This window comes from Zoogloea sp. GW822-FHT05C07, from assembly GCF_058800215.1.
In genome coordinates this window covers 3,458,514-3,479,462 of the sequence record NZ_CM179510.1, presented here as the reverse complement: position 1 = coordinate 3,479,462, position 20,949 = coordinate 3,458,514, and the positions used below count along the sequence as shown (strand labels likewise).

Annotated in this window: 20 protein-coding genes; 14 read left to right on the top strand and 6 right to left on the bottom strand. The window is 63.9% G+C overall.

What is annotated here, in order from left to right; translation table 11 throughout:
• Positions 1 to 145: 145 nt before the first annotated feature.
• From AC3QL2_RS16195 to AC3QL2_RS16180, 4 genes are all read left to right on the top strand, one after another.
• Positions 146 to 337 carry a hypothetical protein gene (locus tag AC3QL2_RS16195; RefSeq protein WP_493231539.1) on the top strand — a complete coding sequence of 64 codons (192 nt, stop codon included), beginning with the start codon at positions 146 to 148 and terminating at the stop codon, positions 335 to 337.
• 23 nt (positions 338 to 360) lie between these two features.
• Positions 361 to 1,527 (top strand): hypothetical protein, encoded by a 1,167-nt coding sequence (locus AC3QL2_RS16190; RefSeq protein WP_493231538.1) that lies wholly within the window; start codon positions 361 to 363, stop codon positions 1,525 to 1,527.
• A gap of 23 nt (positions 1,528 to 1,550) precedes the next feature.
• A complete protein-coding gene (locus AC3QL2_RS16185; RefSeq protein ID WP_493231537.1) occupies positions 1,551 to 2,237 on the top strand; it encodes a type II secretion system protein in 687 nt (228 codons plus the stop codon).
• Between the two features lie 108 nt (positions 2,238 to 2,345).
• Positions 2,346 to 3,002 carry a prepilin-type N-terminal cleavage/methylation domain-containing protein gene (locus AC3QL2_RS16180; RefSeq protein ID WP_493231535.1) on the top strand — a complete coding sequence of 219 codons (657 nt, stop codon included), beginning with the start codon at positions 2,346 to 2,348 and terminating at the stop codon, positions 3,000 to 3,002.
• Positions 3,003 to 3,026: 24 nt separating this feature from the next.
• Here the strand turns inward: AC3QL2_RS16180 and AC3QL2_RS16175 are convergent, their stop codons facing one another.
• On the bottom strand, positions 3,027 to 5,003 hold the full coding sequence (locus AC3QL2_RS16175) for a monovalent cation:proton antiporter-2 (CPA2) family protein (RefSeq protein WP_493231625.1): 1,977 nt from the start codon (positions 5,001 to 5,003) through the stop codon (positions 3,027 to 3,029).
• Between the two features lie 79 nt (positions 5,004 to 5,082).
• Here AC3QL2_RS16175 and AC3QL2_RS16170 point away from each other — a divergent pair, with 79 nt between their 5' ends.
• From AC3QL2_RS16170 to AC3QL2_RS16150, 5 genes are all read left to right on the top strand, one after another.
• Positions 5,083 to 6,075: a KpsF/GutQ family sugar-phosphate isomerase gene (locus tag AC3QL2_RS16170; RefSeq protein ID WP_493231534.1), complete on the top strand. Its 993-nt coding sequence runs from the start codon at positions 5,083 to 5,085 to the stop codon at positions 6,073 to 6,075.
• A 37-nt stretch (positions 6,076 to 6,112) separates the two neighbouring features.
• Complete coding sequence (gene lptC / locus AC3QL2_RS16165; RefSeq protein ID WP_493231532.1) at positions 6,113 to 6,697, top strand: LPS export ABC transporter periplasmic protein LptC; 585 nt, start codon at positions 6,113 to 6,115, stop codon at positions 6,695 to 6,697.
• Positions 6,694 to 7,242: a lipopolysaccharide transport periplasmic protein LptA gene (gene lptA / locus AC3QL2_RS16160; protein ID WP_493231530.1), complete on the top strand. Its 549-nt coding sequence runs from the start codon at positions 6,694 to 6,696 to the stop codon at positions 7,240 to 7,242. Before lptC ends, lptA begins: the two co-directional genes overlap by 4 nt.
• 259 nt (positions 7,243 to 7,501) lie before the next feature.
• Entirely contained in the window at positions 7,502 to 8,065 is a 564-nt protein-coding gene (locus AC3QL2_RS16155; protein ID WP_493231529.1) for a phasin family protein, read from the top strand.
• A gap of 254 nt (positions 8,066 to 8,319) precedes the next feature.
• Positions 8,320 to 10,557, top strand: coding sequence for an NADP-dependent isocitrate dehydrogenase (locus AC3QL2_RS16150; protein ID WP_493231527.1), 2,238 nt, complete (start codon positions 8,320 to 8,322; stop codon positions 10,555 to 10,557).
• A 117-nt stretch (positions 10,558 to 10,674) separates the two neighbouring features.
• On the opposite strand, the gene icd is transcribed toward AC3QL2_RS16150, so the two are convergent.
• Positions 10,675 to 11,919, bottom strand: coding sequence for an NADP-dependent isocitrate dehydrogenase (gene icd / locus AC3QL2_RS16145; protein WP_493231525.1), 1,245 nt, complete (start codon positions 11,917 to 11,919; stop codon positions 10,675 to 10,677).
• Between the two features lie 359 nt (positions 11,920 to 12,278).
• On the opposite strand from icd, the gene aceK reads away from it, so the two are divergent.
• On the top strand, positions 12,279 to 14,054 hold the full coding sequence (aceK, locus tag AC3QL2_RS16140; RefSeq protein WP_493231524.1) for a bifunctional isocitrate dehydrogenase kinase/phosphatase: 1,776 nt from the start codon (positions 12,279 to 12,281) through the stop codon (positions 14,052 to 14,054).
• 119 nt (positions 14,055 to 14,173) lie between these two features.
• On the top strand, positions 14,174 to 16,852 hold the full coding sequence (locus AC3QL2_RS16135; RefSeq protein WP_493231522.1) for a D-(-)-3-hydroxybutyrate oligomer hydrolase: 2,679 nt from the start codon (positions 14,174 to 14,176) through the stop codon (positions 16,850 to 16,852).
• Positions 16,853 to 16,903: 51 nt separating this feature from the next.
• Here the strand turns inward: AC3QL2_RS16135 and AC3QL2_RS16130 are convergent, their stop codons facing one another.
• The 3 genes from AC3QL2_RS16130 to coaBC are packed head-to-tail and all read right to left on the bottom strand — an operon-like array spanning position 16,904 to position 19,004.
• Positions 16,904 to 17,332: an NUDIX hydrolase gene (locus AC3QL2_RS16130; RefSeq protein WP_493231521.1), complete on the bottom strand. Its 429-nt coding sequence runs from the start codon at positions 17,330 to 17,332 to the stop codon at positions 16,904 to 16,906.
• Positions 17,332 to 17,781: a dUTP diphosphatase gene (gene dut / locus AC3QL2_RS16125; RefSeq protein ID WP_493231520.1), complete on the bottom strand. Its 450-nt coding sequence runs from the start codon at positions 17,779 to 17,781 to the stop codon at positions 17,332 to 17,334. The genes AC3QL2_RS16130 and dut overlap by 1 nt, the downstream gene beginning before the upstream one ends.
• Before the next feature lie 32 nt (positions 17,782 to 17,813).
• Entirely contained in the window at positions 17,814 to 19,004 is a 1,191-nt protein-coding gene (gene coaBC / locus AC3QL2_RS16120) for a bifunctional phosphopantothenoylcysteine decarboxylase/phosphopantothenate--cysteine ligase CoaBC (RefSeq protein ID WP_493231519.1), read from the bottom strand.
• Positions 19,005 to 19,050: 46 nt separating this feature from the next.
• Between coaBC and radC the strand changes: the two genes are divergently transcribed.
• From radC to rpmG, 3 genes are all read left to right on the top strand, one after another.
• Positions 19,051 to 19,734, top strand: a complete 684-nt coding sequence (radC, locus tag AC3QL2_RS16115) for a RadC family protein (RefSeq protein WP_493231518.1) — start codon at positions 19,051 to 19,053, stop codon at positions 19,732 to 19,734.
• Positions 19,735 to 19,844: 110 nt separating this feature from the next.
• Entirely contained in the window at positions 19,845 to 20,081 is a 237-nt protein-coding gene (rpmB, locus tag AC3QL2_RS16110) for a 50S ribosomal protein L28 (RefSeq protein WP_079433361.1), read from the top strand.
• A gap of 27 nt (positions 20,082 to 20,108) precedes the next feature.
• Positions 20,109 to 20,276 (top strand): 50S ribosomal protein L33, encoded by a 168-nt coding sequence (gene rpmG, locus AC3QL2_RS16105; RefSeq protein WP_015434855.1) that lies wholly within the window; start codon positions 20,109 to 20,111, stop codon positions 20,274 to 20,276.
• 385 nt (positions 20,277 to 20,661) lie between these two features.
• On the opposite strand, the gene AC3QL2_RS16100 is transcribed toward rpmG, so the two are convergent.
• Positions 20,662 to 20,865 carry a cold-shock protein gene (locus AC3QL2_RS16100; RefSeq protein WP_079433360.1) on the bottom strand — a complete coding sequence of 68 codons (204 nt, stop codon included), beginning with the start codon at positions 20,863 to 20,865 and terminating at the stop codon, positions 20,662 to 20,664.
• Between the last annotated feature and the right edge of the window lie 84 nt (positions 20,866 to 20,949).

Genomic DNA, 20,949 nt, shown 5'->3' with positions numbered 1-20,949 from the left:
GAATATCCATTCGACATGAACTGTATTGATTGCTGCCTGCCTCGTCACATCCGGCGCCGCGGGTAGCGAGCCGCTTGGGCGCTTGTTTTTCTCGCCCGCAGAACGCGTACAGATAGACCGCGCACAGCGGCCGGCCCCGCCCAGCGTGCCGCCACCCCGACTCGACGGTTTCATCACGCGTAGCGACGGCCCGCCGATCCTGTTCCTGGACGGCAAGGCCCACCCCGCCTCCCCTCGGCAGATCCATCCGCAGGATGCCTCGGTCAGCCTCACCACCGCAGACGGACGAAGCCATCGCCTGCAGGTCGGAAACCCCTCCTCCGGCACCGCGCCATGAGCGCCGGCCGACGACAGCAAGGCATGGTGCTCCCCATCCTGATCCTTCTGCTGTCGCTCGGCGGACTCGGCTGGCTGCTGGCCCGCGCCGACACAGGCGCTGACCGGGCGGCCCGCAAACTCCAGCGGGAAATGCAGACAAACCACGCCCTGGAAATGGCCAGGGACGCCCTGCTCGGCTTCGCCGCCAACTACCGCAACAAGGAACACCCCAACGCCGATTTCGGCTACCTCCCCTGCCCCGACCTGGACGGCGACGGCTCTTCGGAAACCTGCGGAACGAAGGATCAACCCAGCATCGGCCGTCTGCCCTACCGAACGCTGAACCTGCCCGACCTGCGCGACGGAGCATGGGAATGCCTGTGGTACGCCGTTTCCGGCAGTTTCAAGAACAACCCGAAGGCCGACATCCTGAACTGGGACAGCATCGGCCAGTTCCGCCTGATCGACCGGAACGGCCAGGCCATCATGCTTGTCGGCGACCAGCTGGGTCTCGCAGCCGCCCTCGTCTTCGCACCGGGCCCGCCCCTTGGTCAGCAGCAACGTGCGGCAGGCCAGGGTCGCTGCGGTGACGGCCAGACGGCGCAGGCCGAGGCCTATCTGGAAGCGCTCGGTGGTACCAGCAACGGGATCGTCGAGATACGCCCCGAAGCGCTCGCAGGCAATGACCGGCTGATCAGCCTGACCAGCGGTGAGATCTTCACGCAATTGAAACGACGGACCGACTACGCCCAACATCTGCAGTCGGCCCTGCAAGCCGTTGCCGACTGCCTTGAGCAAACCGGCCTGCCCAGCCCGGCCACGCCAGAACTCCATGGCCTGCTCCAGTTCGGCGGCGTTCCCGCCCTGAGCAGCCTGAGCGGGCCCTGCACCAGCCCCGAGAAACGCGACCTGTCGAGCAACTGGATAGAACTGATGCGTTATGGACGCTGCGCGGACGGCAGCCCCTGCCTGGCCTCGCCCCCGGGCACCTGTCGCGGCGTGCTGCTGTTCGGCGGAGAACGCAGCAGCACACCGCCCCAGCAACGGATCAGCCTCCAGGACAAGCTGACGACGGACCAGTACCTCGAAGCACCAACGCTGGCCGCCCTCGCCGCCGGCCAGCTCCAGGCCTTGCACGGAACGATATCCCTGCCATTCAACGCCCCCGATGGCCCAAGCTGGGGCGACACGGCCCTATGTCTGCCATGAACTCCTGCCCCACTCGTTTCACCATGCGCCGGACCGCCGGCTTCACCCTCGTCGAAATGGCCGTGGTCATGCTGATCCTGACCCTGCTGGTCGGCGGCCTCAGCACAGGCCTCGGCGCCCAGCTGAGCCGGCGCGCCGAAGCGAACACCGATGAGGCCCTGGCCGAAGCCCGCGACGCACTCCTCGGCTACGTCGTCCGGAAAGGCATGTTTCCCTGCCCCGCCAAAAGTGCCCAGGACGGCAGCGAAGGGCGCGAGGCCGGCAACTGCCAGACCAACACCGGCCTGCTGCCATGGGCCACCCTGGGCATTGCCGGTACGGACGGCTGGGGGCGCCGCCTGCGCTACGCGGTGACATCCCCTTACACGCAAAAGATCACCACGCTGGGTGATGGCGACATCGAGATCTTCACGCGCAACGGCAATGGCGACGTGCTCAAGCTGACGACGGACGGCGGCAAGACGCCAGCCGTGGTCCTGTCCCACGGCGTCAATGGGGCCGGCGCCACGACACAGGATGGCCAGGCTCTTCCACAACCGGCCGGCGCATCCGATGAAGCCATCAACGCCGACGCCAGCGGGCGCAAGTTCTACAGCCGCACGCTTTCCGAAAACGCTGCAGCCCCCGGCGGCCCCTTCGATGACCGGCTCATCTGGCTCTCCCCGAACCTCATCGCCAACCGTTTGATCAGCACCGGCCACTTCCCCTAAGCATCCGCATGCCGCGCCAGAAAAATGACAAATGAATTACAATGACAACTCCATATCACCCTGCCCGGCGACCCGAACACAGGGACCGGCACACCAGGAGCACACATCATGGGAAAACGGCAGTACGGCTTCACCCTCGTTGAAATCGCAGTCGTCCTGGTCATCATCGGACTGTTGCTGGGCGGCGTTCTGAAAGGGCAGGAGCTCATCAACGGCGCGAAGGTCAAGAACGTGATGAACGACTTCCGCAACACCTCGACATACGTCTTCGGTTATCAGGACCGTTTCCGGGCCATGCCCGGTGACGACGCCAACGCAGCGACCCGCCTCGCCGGAGCCGTCAAGGCCAGCACCGGCGGAACCGTCGGCAACGGGCGCCTGGAGGGAAACTGGAATTCGACGACATCCACGGACGAGAGCGTGCTGTTCTGGCAGCACGTGCGGCTCGCCAATTTCGCCGGCGGGGATGGTCGTAACCCGGGCGGGGAAAACATCTCCATCCAGGACTGGCTACCGCACAACGCCGTCGGTGGCCGGCTCGGCGTCACCGGCAGCAGCCCGATCACGGGTTGGGGAGGAAGCCTTTTCGTCTGCCAGGACAAGCTGTCCGGCAGCTTTGCGCGTCAGATCGACATTGCGCTGGATGATGGTCAGTCCGACAGCGGATCGGTGCGGATCCTTGCTGACGGCGCCAGCAGCGGCGCGGCCATTGAAGCAGCCAAGCTCAGCGACAGCGACCTGTATACGGTATGCGCGAGCTACTGACCGGCGCAGGGCGCACCGGGGCCATCACAAGCCTTTGAAAATGCGCGTCTCCGCATTGGCAAGCTGCGACGGCGTGCCCAGCAGCACCAGCACGTCGTCGAGTTCAAGACAGGTCTCGGGCGTCGGCTCGTCCATGCGGACCCGCTGACGCCGGAGCGCACTGACCTCGACCCCCAGCTCTTTCAGGCGCAGATCCGCCAGGCTGCGTCCGATCGCATGCGTCCCGGCATCCAGAACAACGGAATGCAGGCGGATCTGCTGGCGCTCCTCGAGCGCCTCCTCGTGCAAATGCTCGCCGCCGCGGTAGATGCCGCGCAACAGGTGATAACGCTCGGCGCGGATCTCACGGATCCGCTTGAGGATCCGCGGCAAGGGCACACCGAGCAGGGCCAGCGCGTGGGAGGCCAGCATCAGCGACGACTCGACCGCCTCCGGCACCACCTCTGCCGCCCCAGCCTGCTGCAGCTTTTCGAGGTCAACCTCATCGGCGGTCCGCACCACCACCGGCACGTCCGGGCGACAGGCGCGCACCTGGCTCATCGCCCGCAGCGCCGCATTGGTGTCGGCATAGGTGATCACCACCACTGAGGCCCGGGAGATCCCCGCGGCCATCAGCGTCTCGCGCTTCGCCGCATCGCCGAACACCACGGTCTCGCCGGCCGCGGCCGCCTCGCGCACACGCTCGGGGTCGAGGTCGAGGGCAATGTAGGTAATGCCCTCCTGTTCGAGCAGACGGCCGAGATACTGTCCATTGCGCCCGAAGCCACACAGGATCGCGTGCTTGTCGACGAACATCGACTGGGTCGCGATATTGGTCAGCTGCAGGGAACGGGTCATCCACTCCGACGGTACCAGGCGCAGTACGATCTTTTCGCTGTACTGCACGATCAGCGGGGCCAGCAGCATCGACAACACCATGGCAGCCACCACCACCTGCGACAGGGCCGGCGGCAGCAGATGCGCCTCATCGATCTGCGACAGCAGCACGAAACCGAACTCGCCTCCCGCGCACAACCACAGGCCGGTCCGCGCCGCCGTGCCCTGGCTGGCCCCCAGCATCCATGACGCGGCACCGACGATCAGAAACTTGCCAACCAGCAACGCCGCCAACATCGCCAGCACCATCGGCAGGCTGAGGATGATCTGCCCCACGTCGAGGAACATGCCGACCGTCACGAAGAACAGGCCAAGCAGCACGTCGCGAAAAGGCTTGATATCCTCTTCCACGTGGTAGCGGTATTCGGTCTCGGAGATCAGCATGCCGGCCAGGAAGGCACCCAGCGCCATCGACAGGCCGGCCACCTCGGTCAGCCAGGCCAGGCCCAGGGTGATCAACAACACATTGAGCATGAACAGCTCGGCGGAGCGCTGCCGGGCGACCAGGAAAAACCAGCGCCGCATCAGCTTCTGACCGATGAACAAAACCAGGCCGAGCACCAGCACCGCCTTGCCAGCCGCCAGCGCCAGCGTGCCGAACAACTCGTCGGCCGGGCGCGACAGCGCCGGAATCAGAATCAGCAAGGGCACCACGGCCAGATCTTGGAACAGCAGCACGCCGATCGTTTCCCGCCCGTGCTTGGAGTCCAGCTCCAGGCGATCCGACAACAGCTTCGACAGAATGGCCGTCGACGACATGGCCAGCGTGCCCCCCAGCGCGAAACTTGCGCCCCAGTTGAGCCCGCCGATGGTGCCGATGAGCATCGTCAACAACGTGGTGCCCAGCACCTGGACCGACCCGAGGCCAAACACGGTGCGCTTCATGCTGTACAGGCGCGGCAGGGAGAACTCCAGCCCGATGGTAAACATCAGGAACACCACGCCGAACTCGGCCAGGTAGCGGGCGCCGTCGGAATCCTGCATCAGGCTCATCGCGTGCGGGCCGACGGCCGCGCCGACCATCAGGTAACCCAGCACCGGCGGCAGATTGAGCGACCGGAGGATACCGACCACCAGCACGGCTCCGGCAAGAAGGACGAGCACCAGCTCAAGCGTGTTGATCATAGGCATGCAAAGGTTCGCCCTGAATAGGCGAATTAATCGATCTGATATACTGCCGCACCCAATTATACGCGCCGTTCCCATGAGCCCAGCCCCGATTGCCGCTGCGCATGCCCGTGTTCTGGAGCTTGCGCGCCGCGTCCTCGACATCGAGGCGGAGGCGGTGCGCCAGCTCTCTGTCCGCCTGAACGGCAGCTTCGTCCAGGCCGTGGACCTGATCCTCTCGTCCCACGGACGGGTCATCGTTTCGGGCGTCGGCAAGTCCGGCCATATCGGCCGCAAATTTGCCGCCACGCTGGCCAGCACCGGGACCCCGGCGTACTTCGTGCACGCTGCCGAAGCCGCCCATGGCGACCTCGGCATGATCACCGCCAACGACGTGCTGATCGCAATCTCCTATTCCGGCACCGGCGAAGAGCTCCTGAAGATCGTGCCGCTGGTCAAGCGCCAGGGCGCTCGCCTGATCGCGCTGACCGGCAATCCCGACTCGCCGCTGGCGCAGGAGGCCGACGTGCATCTGGATGGCGCGATCAAGGAAGAAGCCTGTCCGCTCAACCTGGCGCCCACCGCCAGCACCACCGCAGCGCTGGCGCTGTCGGATGCGCTGGCCGTCGCGCTGCTCGATGCCCGTGGTTTCGGGCCGGACGATTTCGCACGCTCCCATCCCGGCGGAGCCCTGGGCCGACGCCTGCTGACCCGAGTCGAGGACATCATGCGCACCGGCGACGCGATCCCCCGGGTCGGCGAAGACGCGCTGCTCAGCGACGCGCTGATGGAGATCACGCGGGCCGGGCTCGGCATGACCGCGATCGTTGCCGACACCGACCGCATCATCGGCATCTACACGGACGGCGACCTGCGCCGCTCCCTGGCCAGCGGCTGCAACTTCAATACCGCGCGGATCGCCGACGTGATGAGCCGCAACCCCAAGACCATCCACGCCAACGCGCTGGCCGTGGAAGCGGCCGAAATGATGGAGCGCCTGCGCATCAGCGAATTGCTGGTGACCACCCCCGACGGCGGCCTGGCCGGCGCACTGAACCACCACGACCTCATGCGCGCCAAGGTGATCTGATGCAGTCTCACCACCGGCCTGCTGCCCCCGATCTGCTATGAACCGGCGCGGCCACAGCTTCTTCCCGCTCGTCGTTCTGACCCTCATGGCCGGCGTCAGCGTCTGGCTCGACCGGGTCACCCAGCAGGAGCAGACCGTCAGGACGGACAAGAGCCGCCATGAGGCCGACTTCTCGGCGGAACAGGTCACCTTGCGGCGCTTCGACCTGACCGGCAAGGTCCAGTACGTGCTGGTCGCCGACAGCATGGTCCATTACGGCGATGACGAATCCACCGAACTCGTCCGCCCCCGCCTCGACTACCTGAACCGCCCGGAGCCGGTGCGGATCGAATCCGAGTTCGCAACGGTCAGCAAGGACGGAGAAGTCGTCGTTCTCACCGACCAGGTGCTGCTGCGTCGCGCCGCCCACAACGGCAAACCCGAATCCACCCTGCGCACCGACCAGATGACGGTCTGGCCGGACGACGAGAAGATGCACGCCGACAAACCCGTGAAGCTCACCCAGGGCCAGACGGTGATCACCGCCGAGCACATGGACAGCGACAACGTTGCCGGCGAAGTCCGGCTGCACGGCCAGGTCCGCGGCACCCTCTATCGCACCACTCCGACGCCGAAGCCATGAAAAAGACACCCCGGCAGTTTGTGCTGCTTGCCCTCCTCGCCCTCTCCACCTCCTGCGCCTTTGCCGAAAAGGCCGACCGCGGCAAGCCGGTCAACATCGAGGCGGACCGGGTCACCGTGGACGACAAGAACAAGATTCACATCTTCGAGGGCCATGTGGTCCTGACCCAGGGCACCCTGACCATCCGCAGTGACAAGCTGGTCGTCAGTCAGGACATGGAAGGCTACCAGCGGGGCATCGCCACCGGCGGCGAAGGCGGCCTGGCCCGCTTCCGCCAGAAGCGGGAAGGCAAGAACGAATGGGTTGACGGCGAAGGCGAGCGCATCGAACACGACGCCAGGAGCGAGCTGTCCCAGTTTTTCCAGCGCGCCCATGTGAAGAACGGCGACGATGAAGTCCGCGGCCAGTACATCCAGTACAACGGGGTCACCGAGACCTACGTCGTCACCAACGGCCCCAACGCGACCACGATTCCCAGCCAGCAGGGCCGCGTGCAGGTCACGATCCAGCCCAAGAAAAAAGGCGAGGCCAGCCCGGCCCCCTAAGCTTCCCGGTGCCATGTCACAGGGCTGACAGCCGCACCTGCCCTGGCTCCCGGACATTATTCATATTGCCTCCTGTCTTTCAGATTTTTCTTTTCTTTCAATAAGATTAAAAACAGATAAAGATTTTTGTGCGGCGCAACAAATAGGTGTTGACAGCCCCTCCAACGTGAATATAATGGCCCTCATGTTGCAACGCACCAATACGGGCATTGCAAGACCGACGAGAATGCATTTCATCCATTCACTCAAGGAGATTGTCATGAGCACCCCCGAACAAATCGTTGCCGCCAACAAGGCCAATGTCGAAACCCTGCTGACCGTGGCCAACACCGCCTTCGCCAGCGCCGAGCGCATTGCCGCCCTGAACCTGAACACCGCCCGTGCCGTACTGGAAGACAGCGTCGCCTCCGCCAAGTCCCTGCTGGCCGCCAAGGACGTGCAGGAACTGATCGCCCTGCAATCCGCCCTGGCCCAGCCGGTCGTGGAAAAGGCCGTTGCCTACTCCCGCAGCATCTATGAGATCGCTTCCCAGACCCAGGAAGAAATCTCCAAGCTGTTCGAAGCTCAAGTGGCTGAAGCCAACAAGAACTTCGCAGCCGCCCTCGACAAGGCTGCCAAGTCCGCTCCCGCCGGTTCCGACGTCGCCGTGGCTGCCGTCAAGTCCGCCATCGCCGCCGCCAACTCCGCCTACGACAGCGTGACCAAGGCTGCCAAGCAAGTCGCCGAGATCGCCGAAGCCAACGTTGCCGCTGCCACCAGCGCCACCGTGAAGGCCGTCAGCGCCTCCACCCCGGCCAAGGCTTCCTCCAAGAAGGCTGCCTAAGCTACATAACCAAGCCGAGAGGCCCCGGCCTCTCAGCCCGGTTGAAAAGCCCGCCCTGCACTGCAGGGCGGGCTTTTTTTCGTCTTGCAACGTTCCATTTCGGATGCCGGGAAGACATTGCGACCGATGCAATGAATCTGGAACCATGCTATTTTGGAAGACGTGCCTGAAAGGACACATCGGGGGGGCTCCACGGCCCGCACCGTCACTGTCGTGACGCTCAAAATCAAAATTCGCAAGAGGGAAGACACAGAATGAGCACTGGACAATCGAAGATCATCTACACGCTGACGGACGAGGCCCCGCTCCTCGCCACCTGCGCCCTTCTCCCCATCATCCGGACCTTCACCAGCCCGGCGGGGATCGAAATCGAGAAGGCCGACATCTCCGTAGCCGCTCGTGTCCTGGCTGAATTCCCCGAAAACCTGCGCCCCGAACAACGCGTCCCGAACACCCTCGCCGAACTGGGCCAGAAGACCCTCGATCCGGACGCCAACATCATCAAGCTGCCCAACATCAGCGCCTCCGTGGCTCAGCTGAAGGCCTGTATCAAGGAACTGCAGTCCAAGGGCTACGCCATCCCCGACTACCCGGAAGCCCCGGCCACCGAAGAAGAGAAGGCCATCGCCGCCCGTTACGGCAAGTGCCTGGGCTCCGCGGTGAACCCGGTGCTGCGCGAAGGCAACTCCGACCGCCGCGCACCGCTCGCCGTCAAGAACTACGCGCGCAAGAACCCCCATTCCATGGGTGAATGGAAGCCCTGGTCGCGGACCCACGTGTCCCACATGCACCACGGCGACTTCTACCATGGCGAGAAGTCCATGACCCTCGACAAGGCCCGCAACGTGCGCATGGAGCTGATCGCCAAGGGCGGCAAGATCACCGTGCTGAAGCCGAAACTCGCGCTGCTGGAAGGCGAGGTCATCGACTCCATGTTCATGAGCAAGAAGGCCCTGTGCGACTTCTACGAGAAGGAACTGGAAGACTGCCGCGAATCCGGCATCCTGTTCTCCCTGCACGTGAAGGCCACGATGATGAAGGTGTCCCACCCCATCGTGTTCGGCCATTGCGTCAAGATCTTCTACAAGGAAGCCTTCGAGAAGCACGGCAAGCTGTTCGACGAGTTGGGCATCAACGTCAATAACGGCATGGTCGACCTCTACGAGAAGATCAAGACCCTGCCGGAATCCAAGCGCGACGAGATCATCCGCGACCTGCACGCCTGCCAGGAACACCGTCCGAAGCTGGCCATGGTGGACTCCGCCAAGGGCATCACCAACTTCCACTCCCCGAACGACATCATCGTCGATGCCTCCATGCCGGCGATGATCCGCCAGGGCGGCAAGATGTGGGGCGCCGACGGCAAGCAATACGACAGCAAGTGCGTGATGCCGGAATCGACCTTCGCCCGCATCTACCAGGAGATGATCAACTTCTGCAAGACCAACGGCAACTTCGACCCGAAGACCATGGGCTCCGTGCCGAACGTCGGTCTGATGGCCCAGAAGGCTGAGGAATACGGCTCCCACGACAAGACTTTCGAGATCCCCGAAGACGGCATCGCCAACATTGTCGATATCGACTCCGGTGAAGTGCTGCTGACCCAGAACGTGGAAGCCGGCGACATCTGGCGCATGTGCCAGGTGAAGGACGCCCCGATTCGTGACTGGGTCAAGCTGGCCGTCACCCGCGCCCGCAACTCCAACACTCCGGCGGTCTTCTGGCTCGACCCCTACCGTCCGCACGAAGCCGAACTGATCAAGAAGGTTCAAACCTACCTGAAGGATCATGACACAACCGGTCTCGAGATCCACATCATGTCCCAGGTCCGCGCCATGCGTTACACCCTGGAGCGCGTGATCCGTGGTCTCGACACCATCTCCGTGACCGGCAACATCCTGCGCGACTACCTCACCGACCTGTTCCCGATCATGGAACTGGGCACCTCCGCCAAGATGCTGTCCATCGTTCCGCTGATGGCCGGTGGCGGCATGTACGAAACCGGTGCCGGCGGCTCCGCGCCGAAGCACGTCCAGCAGCTCACCGAGGAAAACCACCTGCGCTGGGATTCGCTGGGTGAATTCCTGGCCCTCGCGGTGTCCCTGGAAGACCTCGGCATCAAGACCGGCAACAAGCGCGCCGTGCTGCTCGCCAAGACCCTCGACTCGGCCACCGGCAAGCTGCTCGACAACCGCAAGTCGCCGTCGCCGAAGACCGGTGAGCTGGACAACCGCGGCTCCCAGTTCTACCTGGCCATGTATTGGGCCCAGGAACTGACCGCCCAGACCCAGGATGCCGAACTGGCCGCCTACTTCGCACCGCTTGCCAAGACCCTGACCGACAACGAAGGCCAGATCGTTGCCGAGCTGAAGACCGTCCAGGGCAAGCCGGCCGACATCGGTGGCTACTACATGGCCGACGCTGAGAAGTGCACTGCCATCATGCGTCCCAGCCCCACGCTGAACGCCGCGCTGAACGCCGTCGGCGCCTGAAGCTGACCTGCCCCCGCCCACAAGGCGGGCCGGCAAGGCAACAAAAAGCCCTCTCACCTGCGAGAGGGCTTTTTGTTTATGGGCACAGATGGCGTCGGCACGCCGCCGGGCAAAACCTTACATCCGCTCGATCATCGCATCGCCGAAGGCCGAACAGGACACCTCGGTCGCGCCATCCATCAGGCGCGCAAAATCGTAGGTCACGATCTTGTCGCCGATTGCCGCCTCCATGGACTTGATGACCATGTCGGCCGCCTCGGTCCAGCCCAGATGACGCAGCATCATCTCGGCGGACAGGATGATGGAGCCCGGATTGACCTTGTCGAGCCCGGCATACTTGGGCGCCGTGCCATGGGTCGCCTCGAAGCAGGCGTACTGGTCGGAGATGTTGGCCCCCGGCGCAATGCCGATGCCACCGACCTGCGCCGCCAGCGCATCCGAGATGTAGTCGCCGTTGAGGTTGCAGGTGGCGATCACATCGTACTCGGCCGGGCGTAGCAGGATCTGCTGCAGGAAAGCGTCGGCAATCGCATCCTTGACGATGATCTCGCGGCCGGTCTTCGGGTTCTTGAACTTGCACCACGGACCGCCGTCGATCGGCTCGGCACCGAAGTCCTGGCGGGCCACCTGGTAGCCGACGTCACGGAACAGGCCTTCCGTGAACTTCATGATGTTGCCCTTGTGGACGATGGTCACCGACTTGCGGTCGTTGTCGATCGCATACTGGATGGCTGCCCGCACCAAGCGCGTCGTCCCCTCGATGGACACCGGCTTGATACCGATGCCGGACGTCTCGGGGAAGCGGATCTTCTTGACGCCCATTTCCTCGAGCAGGAACTTGATGACCTTCTTCGCCCCTTCGGACTCGGCGGCCCACTCGACGCCGGCGTAGATGTCCTCGGTGTTCTCGCGGAAGATCACCATATTCACCAGTTCCGGATTCTTCAGCGGCGACGGCACGCCCTGGAAATACTGGACCGGGCGCACGCACTGGTAAAGATCGAGCTCCTGGCGCAGGGCGACGTTGAGGGAACGGATGCCACCGCCGACCGGCGTGGTCATCGGCCCCTTGATGGACACCGAGTACTCCCTCAGGGCATCGAAGGTCTCCTTCGGAAACCACTCGTCCGGACCGTACAGCTGGGTGGACTTCTCACCCGCGTACACCTCCATCCAGTGGATCTTCTTCTTGCCGCCGTAAGCCTTGTTCACCGCGGCGTCGATCACCTTGATCATCACCGGCGTGATGTCCACGCCGATACCATCACCCTCGATGTACGGAATGATGGGATTGTCGGGAATGGCCTGGCCGGAGACGATTTTTGCGCCGCCGGCCGGCACCTTGATCAGAGACGTACTCATTCCAACCCCCTCAACTCGAATTGTGTTGCGGATGTGTGGGTGAATCGGCCGGGTCACGACTTTCGCCACGCGCGGCTTTCTGGTTCTCGGAGACGTGCAGCACGGAGCCCGTCCATGGCCACCGATCCACTGTCTACCCCGCCGGGCCCTCCTCCAGGCCGCAGCAAAGTGCGTCGATTATGGCCGAAATACGGGCCCGCTAGAAGCACCCGGAATTCCATCGGAAAGCCTTGCGACAGGCCCTTCTCCACCGCTTTCACGACCACCGGACAGCGGTGCTAGACTCGGCAATCCGTCGAATCCGGCATGGGCGCACAGCGGCATTCAGCGCCGGAGCCCTGCACGCCAGGAGAGGAATCATGGAGACCCACAGCACCGAAAACCCGGTCGCCCAGGCCATCGCACAGGCGATGATCGAGGGCTTCAACAAGCACTACCGGATCTTTCGCGAAACCTCCCGGCGTGCCAAGGAAAGCTACGAAGCCGCCGACTGGCAGGGCCAGCTGTCCGCCGTGCGCGACCGCGTGCAGTTCTACGATGACCGCGTGAATGAAGCCGTGCAGCGCCTGCACGAGGAATTCGACGCCGAATCCATCGACGACGCCACCTGGCAGGCGGTCAAGCTGTACTTCATCGGCCTGCTCATCAAGCACAAGCAGCCCGAACTTGCGGAAACCTTCTTCAACTCGGTGACCACCAAGATCCTGCACCGGGACTACTTCAACAACGACTACATCTTCGCCCGCCCGGCCATCTCGACGGACTACATCGAGTCTTTCCCGCCCACCTATTCCAGCTACTACCCGCAGGACGAGGGCCTGCGCGCCACGATCTGCCGGATCGTCGAGGATTTCGACTGGCAACGCCCCTTCGAGAATCTCGAGCGCGACGTAGACTATGTGATGCGCACCGTCGAGCAATACATCGGCGAATGGCCCCGGATGGAGGTGAACTGCCAGATCCAGGTGCTGTACTCGTCCTTCTACCGCAACAAGACCGCCTACATCGTCGGCAAGGCGGTCAATGGCTACCAGGAATATCCTTTCGTGATCGCCGTGCGCCACGGCCAGTCGGGCAAGCTGTACCTGGACACCATCCTGCTCGACACCTGGCGGATCTCGCTGCTGTTCTCGCTTTCGCGCGCCTACTTCCTGGTGGAGATGGAGGTACCGTCCGGCTACGTGCATTTCCTGCGCAGCATCATGCCCAACAAGCCGCGCTCCGAGCTGTACACCATGCTGGGCCTGGGCAAGCAGGGTAAGACGATCTTCTTCCGCGACCTCATCGCCCACCTGCGCCACTCCAACGACCACTTCATCGAGGCGCCGGGCATCCGCGGCCTGGTCATGCTGGTGTTCACGCTGCCGTCCTACCCCTATGTCTTCAAGATCATCAAGGACGTGTTCGGCAGTTCCAAGAACATGGACCGGGCCACCGTGAAGCGCAAATACCTGCTCGTCCGCCAGGTGGACCGGGTCGGGCGGATGGCCGATACGCTCGAATTCTCCAACGTCGGCCTGCCACGCAGCCGCTTCCATCCGGACCTGATCCAGCAGCTCAGGGCACTCGCCCCGTCGGTCATCGAGGAGGACGGCGACACCCTGGTCATCAAGCACCTCTATATCGAGCGTCGCATGACGCCGCTCAACATCCACCTGAGCAAGGCCACGGACGAGCAGATCGACGAAGCCGTGCGGGAATACGGGCAGGCCATCAGCGAACTGGCCATCGCCAACATCTTCCCCGGCGACATGCTGTGGAAGAACTTCGGCATCACCCGCTACGGGCGCGTGGTCTTCTACGACTACGACGAGATCGAATACATGACGGACTGCAACTTCCGCAAGATCCCGCCCGCCCCCAACGAAGAGATGGAGATGTCCGGCGAGCCCTGGTATAGCGCCGGCCCGCGGGACATCTTCCCGGAAGAGTTCGCCACCTTCCTGCTCGGCCAGCCGAAGATCCGCAAGGCCTTCCTCAAGCACCACCGCAAGCTGCTCGATCCGGCCTTCTGGCAGGACGCCCAGGAGAAGATCCGCAACGGCTACGTGGAGGACTTCTACCCCTATCCGCAGGAACTGCGCTTCTGCAACACCTTCGCAGCACCGGCCACCGGCGCCCATCCAGCGCCCTGAGCCCTCAATAAACGCCTGCGGATTGGCGTAAACCCCAGTGTCACCCACCGCCTTCGCCAACCAATATGAGTATGAAAGCCTCTCCCAGGTTTTCATACAACATAACAAGGAGGAGACACATGACATACCCTTTGCGTCAGTCAGCCCTTGCTCTCGCGCTCAGCAGCGCCCTGGTCCTGGCCGCCTGCGGCGGCGGTAGTGGCGGCGGTGGCAAGACAAGCCTCAGCGGCTTTGCCGCCGAAGGCCTGGCGATCGCCAACCAGACCGTAAGCCTCAAGGACGCCAGTGGCGCCATTCGCCAGGCCACCACCGACGCCAACGGCAATTTCAGCTTCGACATCACCGGCCTGAATTACCCCTTCATGCTGCAGGTCACCGGCAGCAAGGGGATCTGGTACGCCCTGGTCACCAGCGACGACGCCGGCAAACCCGCCAACATCAACAACGCCACCAACAGCATCGCACTGCTGGCGCTCGGCATCGGCTCGAACAGCGCCCTGCAGGCCGCCTTCACCTCGGGCAGCTTCAAGGACGTCAGCGGAGGCGCCGTCGCCAACGCCGACAGCAAGCTCCTCGACGCACTGGAGGCGGAACTCGGCACGCGCCCCGCAAGCCTGCGCAGCGCCCGCTTCACGCCAGGTACCGCCGACACCGACGGCGACGAGACCGACCGCCTGCTAACCCTCGCCGATCTCCAGCCCAGCGGCGGCGGCTTCATCACCTACAACGCGCTGCCCGAGCGGGTGTGGGCCGACACCTATACCACCCATACCTACGACGGCAACGCGGACGATCTGCTGACCGTGGGCCTCGGCAAGTCGGGGCTCGGCAGCGCGACCGCCCCGCTCTATGCCAACCCGGCCACCCCCACCGCGGCGGAGCTGCGCCGCAACGCCATCTACAACAACTACCGGGCACTGGTCGACGCCAACAAGAGCACCGGGGGCTACGGCACCCTGTTCGGGCCCAACGTCGACATCCACGGCAGCGACACCCTCGGCGAAGGCAAGATCAGCGGCCTGGAGGCCATCGCCTACGCCGGCGACATGAGCGGCAAGCGCAAGGTGACGCTGATGGTCCAGGTGCCGGACAGCTTCGACAGCACCAATCCCTGCATCGTCACCGCCACGTCGTCGGGCTCCCGCGGCATCTACGGCGCCATTGGCACCGCCGGGGAATGGGGGCTGAAACATGGCTGCGCCGTGGCCTACACCGACAAGGGCAGCGGCAACGGCATGCACGACCTGACCGCAGACACCGTCAATCTCATCGATGGCACCGTCGTCACCGCTGCCGCGGCCGGCAATAGAGCCTTGTTCGCCGCCGATCTCAGCAAGAACGCCCTCGACGCGTTCAAGCTGGCCTTCCCGAACCGCATCGCCTACAAACACGCCCACTCCCAGCAGAACCCGGAAAAGGACTGGGGCCGCAACACCCTCGACGCGATCGGCTTCGCCTTCTATGTGCTCAACGAGAAATACGGAGTCATCGACAGCAACGGCAAGAAGCGCCGCACCATCCGGCCAGCCAACACGCTGGTACTCGCGTCCTCCGTCTCCAACGGCGGCGGCGCGGCCCTGCTGGCCGCGGAGCAGGATACGCTCGGCCTGATTGACGGCATCGCGGTCGGCGAACCGCAGATCCAGCCGAAGGACGTCAGCGGGCTGAGCATCAAGCAAGGCAGCAACACCGTCGCCACCATCGGCAAACCGCTGCTCGATTACTTCACCTACGCCAACCTGTACCAGCCCTGCGCGGCCCTCTCGCCGACCATGGCCAATGGATCGCCGGGGGTGGCCTTCGTTGCCGCCTACGGCACCAACCGCTGCACCGCACTCAAGGCCAAGGGGCTACTCACCGGCGCGACACTGCAGGAGCAGGCCGACGAAGCGATGCAGAAGCTGCACGCCTACGGCTGGGGCACCGAGCACGACCTCTACCACGCGTCCCACCATGCCTTCGCCACCACCGCCATCGTGGTCACCTACCTGAACGCCTACGGGCGCTTCAGCGTTGTCGACAATATCTGCGGCTTCAGCCTGGCGACAACGGTCACCACCGGCACGGACCTGGGCAAGGTGACGGCCACCAATCCGCTCGTGCAGGCCGGCATCTTTGCCAGTGGCAACGGCGTGCCACCGACCGGTGGCATCAACCTGGTTTACAACGATGCCAGCGGTGGCGCATTGCGCGACGTGCTGGCGATTTCGCCCTCCACGGGCCTTGCGGACGGCGCGCTGGACGGTGCGCTATGCGCCCGGGCCCTCGCCACCGGCGTCGATCCGGTCAGCGGCGCCAAGCTCAGCGGCACGCTGCTCGCACAGTCCGAACGCATCAAGCAGGGTATTGCCGAGGTTCAGGCCTCCGGCGCGCTGGGCGGCAAGCCGACGGTCATCGTCGCCGGCCGTTCGGACACGCTGATCCCGGTCAATCACGCCGCCCGCGCCTATTTCGGAGCTAGCCAGAAGCTTGATGGCAGCAAGAGCCAGTTGTACTACTACGAAGTCACCAACGCTCAGCACTTCGATACCTTCATCGACAACGCGCTGCTGGCGGGCTACGACTCCCGCTTGGTGCCGCTCCACGTGTATTTCAACCGGGCCATGGACCTGATGTATGCCCATCTGAAGTCGGGAGCCCCGCTTCCCCCGTCCCAGCTCATCCGCACCACGCCGCGGGGCGGCACGCCGGGGGCGGCACCGGCGCTGACGGGAAGCAACGTTCCGCCGATCGCCACCAGTCCGGCGGCAGCGGATGCGATCAGCTATAGCAACGGTACCGTCAGCGTTCCCGAATAGGTCGCAGCCACATCATCCTCGCCGGCGTCCTCGGACACTGGCGAGGATGGATCACGACCAGCCGAGTTCCTGAATCCACGGGCCGGCGCCCGCCAGCAGAGCCTCGCGCACGTAGGGAACCGTCTCCGCAGGCAAGGCGCCACGCTCAAACCAGCGCAGATCGTCGCACTTGTCCGGCTCGGCAATGCACGGCGTTCCCGACCAACGGAGCGCACGCAGGAAGAAGTCGATACGGTTCGTATCGGAGTGGCGATGCACCACGCCAACGATCTCGAGATCCGCCGCGTCGAGTTCGATGGCCAACTCCTCGCGCATCTCCCGGATGGCCGTCTGGCGTGCGGACTCGCCCTCCTCCACGTGCCCACCGGGCAGGCTGTACAGCCCGTCGAAGAAGCCGGTGCCGGCGCGCCGCATCAACAGCACCCGCTCACCATCCTCCAGCAACACATGCACGCCGGTTGGAATCCCCGCGTGACGCATCAATGCTTGCCCGTGCTGCCGAAGCCACCGGCGCCCCGGTCGCTCTCCTCGAAATGCTCCACCACGTTGAAGGCCACCTGCAGCACCGGCACGATCACCAGTTGCGCAATGCGCTCCATCGGCTGGATCGTGAAGCTGTCATGGCCGCGGTTCCAGGTCGAGACGAAGATCTGCCCCTGGTAGTCGGAATCGATCAGGCCCACAAGGTTGCCCAGCACGATGCCGTGCTTGTGCCCCAGGCCCGAGCGCGGGAGGATCATCGCCGCCAGCCCCGGATCGGCCAGGTGGATGGCGATGCCGGTCGGGATCAGCGTGGTATGCCCCGGCGTCAGCACGACCGGCGCATCCAGGCAGGCGCGCAGGTCGAGTCCGGCCGAACCGCTTGTGGCGTAGGCCGGCGGTTGTGCCTTCAGGCGTTCGTCGAGAATACGGATGTCGATACGGTGCATGGCGTCGCCTCGCGAGTCGTCAGTCAATCAAATCAGGAAGCCGGCAGCAGGGCCGCCAGGTGGGCCACGATGGCACGCGCCACGTCGGGCTTCGGCGCCTTGGGCAGCGGATGACGCCCTTGGTCGTCGAAGAGCACGACCTGGTTGTCGTCGCCGCCCAGGCCGTCCTGCACCAAGTTGCCGACGATCAGCGGCAGCTTCTTGGCCTTGCGCTTGCCTTCTGCGTATTCGTCGAGGTTGCGGCTTTCGGCCGCAAAGCCGACGCAGAACGGCGGCTGCGGCAAGGCCGCCACCTCGGCGAGGATGTCCGGATTGGGCGTCAAAGTCAGGCCCAGCTCGGCGCCGGACTTCTTGATCTTGTGCTCGGCCGACGTCGCCGGCCGGTAGTCGGCAACCGCCGCCACGCCAATGAAGACATCGGCCCCTGGCAGCGCGGCGAACACCGCGTCACGCATATCAAGCGCGCTGCGCACACCGACCTTTGCCACGCCGGCCGGAACCGGCAGGGCCACCGGGCCGCTGACCAGCGTCACCTCGGCACCGGCCTGCGCGCAGGCCCGGGCCAGCCCATAGGCCATCTTGCCCGAGCTGGAATTGGTGATGCCACGCACCGGATCGATGGCTTCAAAAGTCGGCCCGGCCGTCATCACGATGCGCCGTCCGGCCAGCAGCTTGGGCTGGAAGAAGGCAATCACCGCCTCGCACAGCTCCTCCGGCTCGAGCATGCGCCCAAGCCCGACCTCGCCGCAGGCCTGCTCGCCGGCGCCCGGCCCCAGCAGGCCCACGCCGTCGGCCATGAGCTGCGCGGCGTTGCGCCGGGTCGCCGGGCTCTCCCACATCTGGCGGTTCATCGCCGGCGCCACCAGCAGCGGGCACTCCCGGGCCAGGCAGAGGGTTGTCAGCAGATCGTCGGCCAGGCCATGGACCAGCTTGGCCATCACATCGGCGGTCGCCGGCGCGATGAGGATCGCATCCGCGTCGCGGGTCAGATCGATGTGGGCCATGTTGTTGTCCATTCGCGGATCCCACAGGTCCATCCATACCGGGTTGCCCGACAGAGCCTGAAAGGTCACCGCCGTGACGAAGCGTGCGCCGCCCTCAGTCAACACCACATGGACATCCGCCCCCGCCTTGCCGAGCAGCCGTACCAGCTCGGCAGCCTTGTACGCCGCCACACCGCCGGTCACGCCCAGCACCAGTTTCCTGCCCTTCAGCTCACTCATGCCAATGGTATTATCAGTTACCTACGGAAGAATGGATTGTACACCCATGGCGATCACCGATTGGCCAGCCGACGAGCGCCCGCGGGAACGCCTGCTGGCCCATGGCGCGGCAGCCCTGTCCGATGCGGAACTGCTGGCCCTGTTCCTGCGGGTCGGCATTCGCGGCAAGAGCGCCGTCGACCTGGCCCGCGAACTGTTGAAGCACTTCGGCGGCTTGTCGGCCATGTGCACTGCGTCGGCCTCCGCCTTCTCGGCCATTCCCGGCATGGGGCCCGCCAAGTATGCACAGTTGCAGGCCGTCCTTGAACTCTCGCGGCGGGCCCTGGGCGAAGAGATGGCCAGCCGCGACGTCCTCGACTCCCCCACCGCCGTGCGGGACTGGCTGCGCCTGAAACTCGGACAACTGCCCCATGAGGTCTTCATGATCCTGCTCCTCGACGCCCAGAATCGCGTGATGGGCTCCGAGGAACTGTTCCGCGGCACGCTCACGCAGACCTCAGTCTATCCCCGCGAAGTGGTCAAACTGGTCCTGCAGCGCAACGCCGCCGCCGTCATCCTCGCCCACAACCATCCATCGGGCGTCAGCGAACCCAGCCAGGCCGACCAGGCCTTGACCCGCAGCCTCAGCCGGGCCCTATCCCTTGTGGACGTGCGGGTGCTCGACCATTTCATCGTCGCCGGCAACACCCCGCCGCTGTCCTTCGCCGAGCGCGGTCTCCCCCTCGGTTGATCCGGCCAACCCAGGCATGCTCATCACAACGACACCAAGGTATTGATTTGAGTACACATAGTTGTCTATAATCGACGGTCTTATCGAATCAAACCAGTTTGGAGCAACAAATGGCTCGCGTTTGCCAAGTGACCGGAAAAGCACCGATGGTGGGCAACAACGTTTCCCACGCGAACAACAAGACCAAGCGCCGCTTCCTGCCGAACCTGCAAAACCGCAAGTTCTGGAGCGAAGCTGAAAACCGCTGGGTGCGCCTGCGCGTATCCAACGCTGCGCTGCGCACGATTGACAAGAAGGGCATCGACGCCGTCGTCGCCGAGCTGCGCGCTCGCGGCGAGAAGGTCTAAGCCTTTTTAACCAGGAGATAAATCGAAATGGCAAAAGGCGGCCGCGAAAAGATCAAGCTCGAGTCCACTGCTGGCACCGGGCACTTCTACACCACGTCCAAGAACAAGCGCACCACCCCGAACAAGCTGGAATTCAACAAGTACGATCCCGTTGCCCGCAAGCACGTGCCGTACAAGGAAGTGAAACTTAAGTAATTGCTTCCGGCACGCGATTACCGCTTGTTGCACAGTAATAAAAAACCCGCTTCCGAGCGGGTTTTTTATTACTTCGCGGTCCACGCTCCAATTCATCAACGCTCCCCGCCATACAAATAACTGTCACATTTCCGACAACGCGCATCAAAAATGTGCGGAACCCTGCTGCCAACGCACCACCCCGCAGCATGAGACAGCCCCGTCCGGTATTCCACTCGCGCCCAAGGCGCCCCACAAAGCCTGACTGACGAACCGTGAGCCAGCCTCCCGAATACCGTCACACAACAAAAAACCTACCCGGAAAAAGAAAACCGCCAATGCACTTTCGCGCATCGGCGGCCTTGGTCACGACACCAGGGTGCTTAACCCTGGCAGGTCGGGAGCATCAAGCGCGCTGGATGTTCGACGCTTGCTTACCCTTCGGGCCCTGGGTGACTTCGAATTGGACTTTCTCCCCTTCCTTCAGCGACTTGAAGCCGTTCATATTGATCGCAGAGAAGTGGGCGAACAAGTCTTCGCTACCGTCATCCGGCGTAATGAAGCCGAAACCTTTGGCGTCGTTGAACCACTTAACAGTACCAGTTGCCATATTGCAAATTCCTTCTTGATTTCAGTAATACGATCCGGACATCCAGCGTGCTATCGAGTCAAGACAAGCGAGAACTTTCGACGG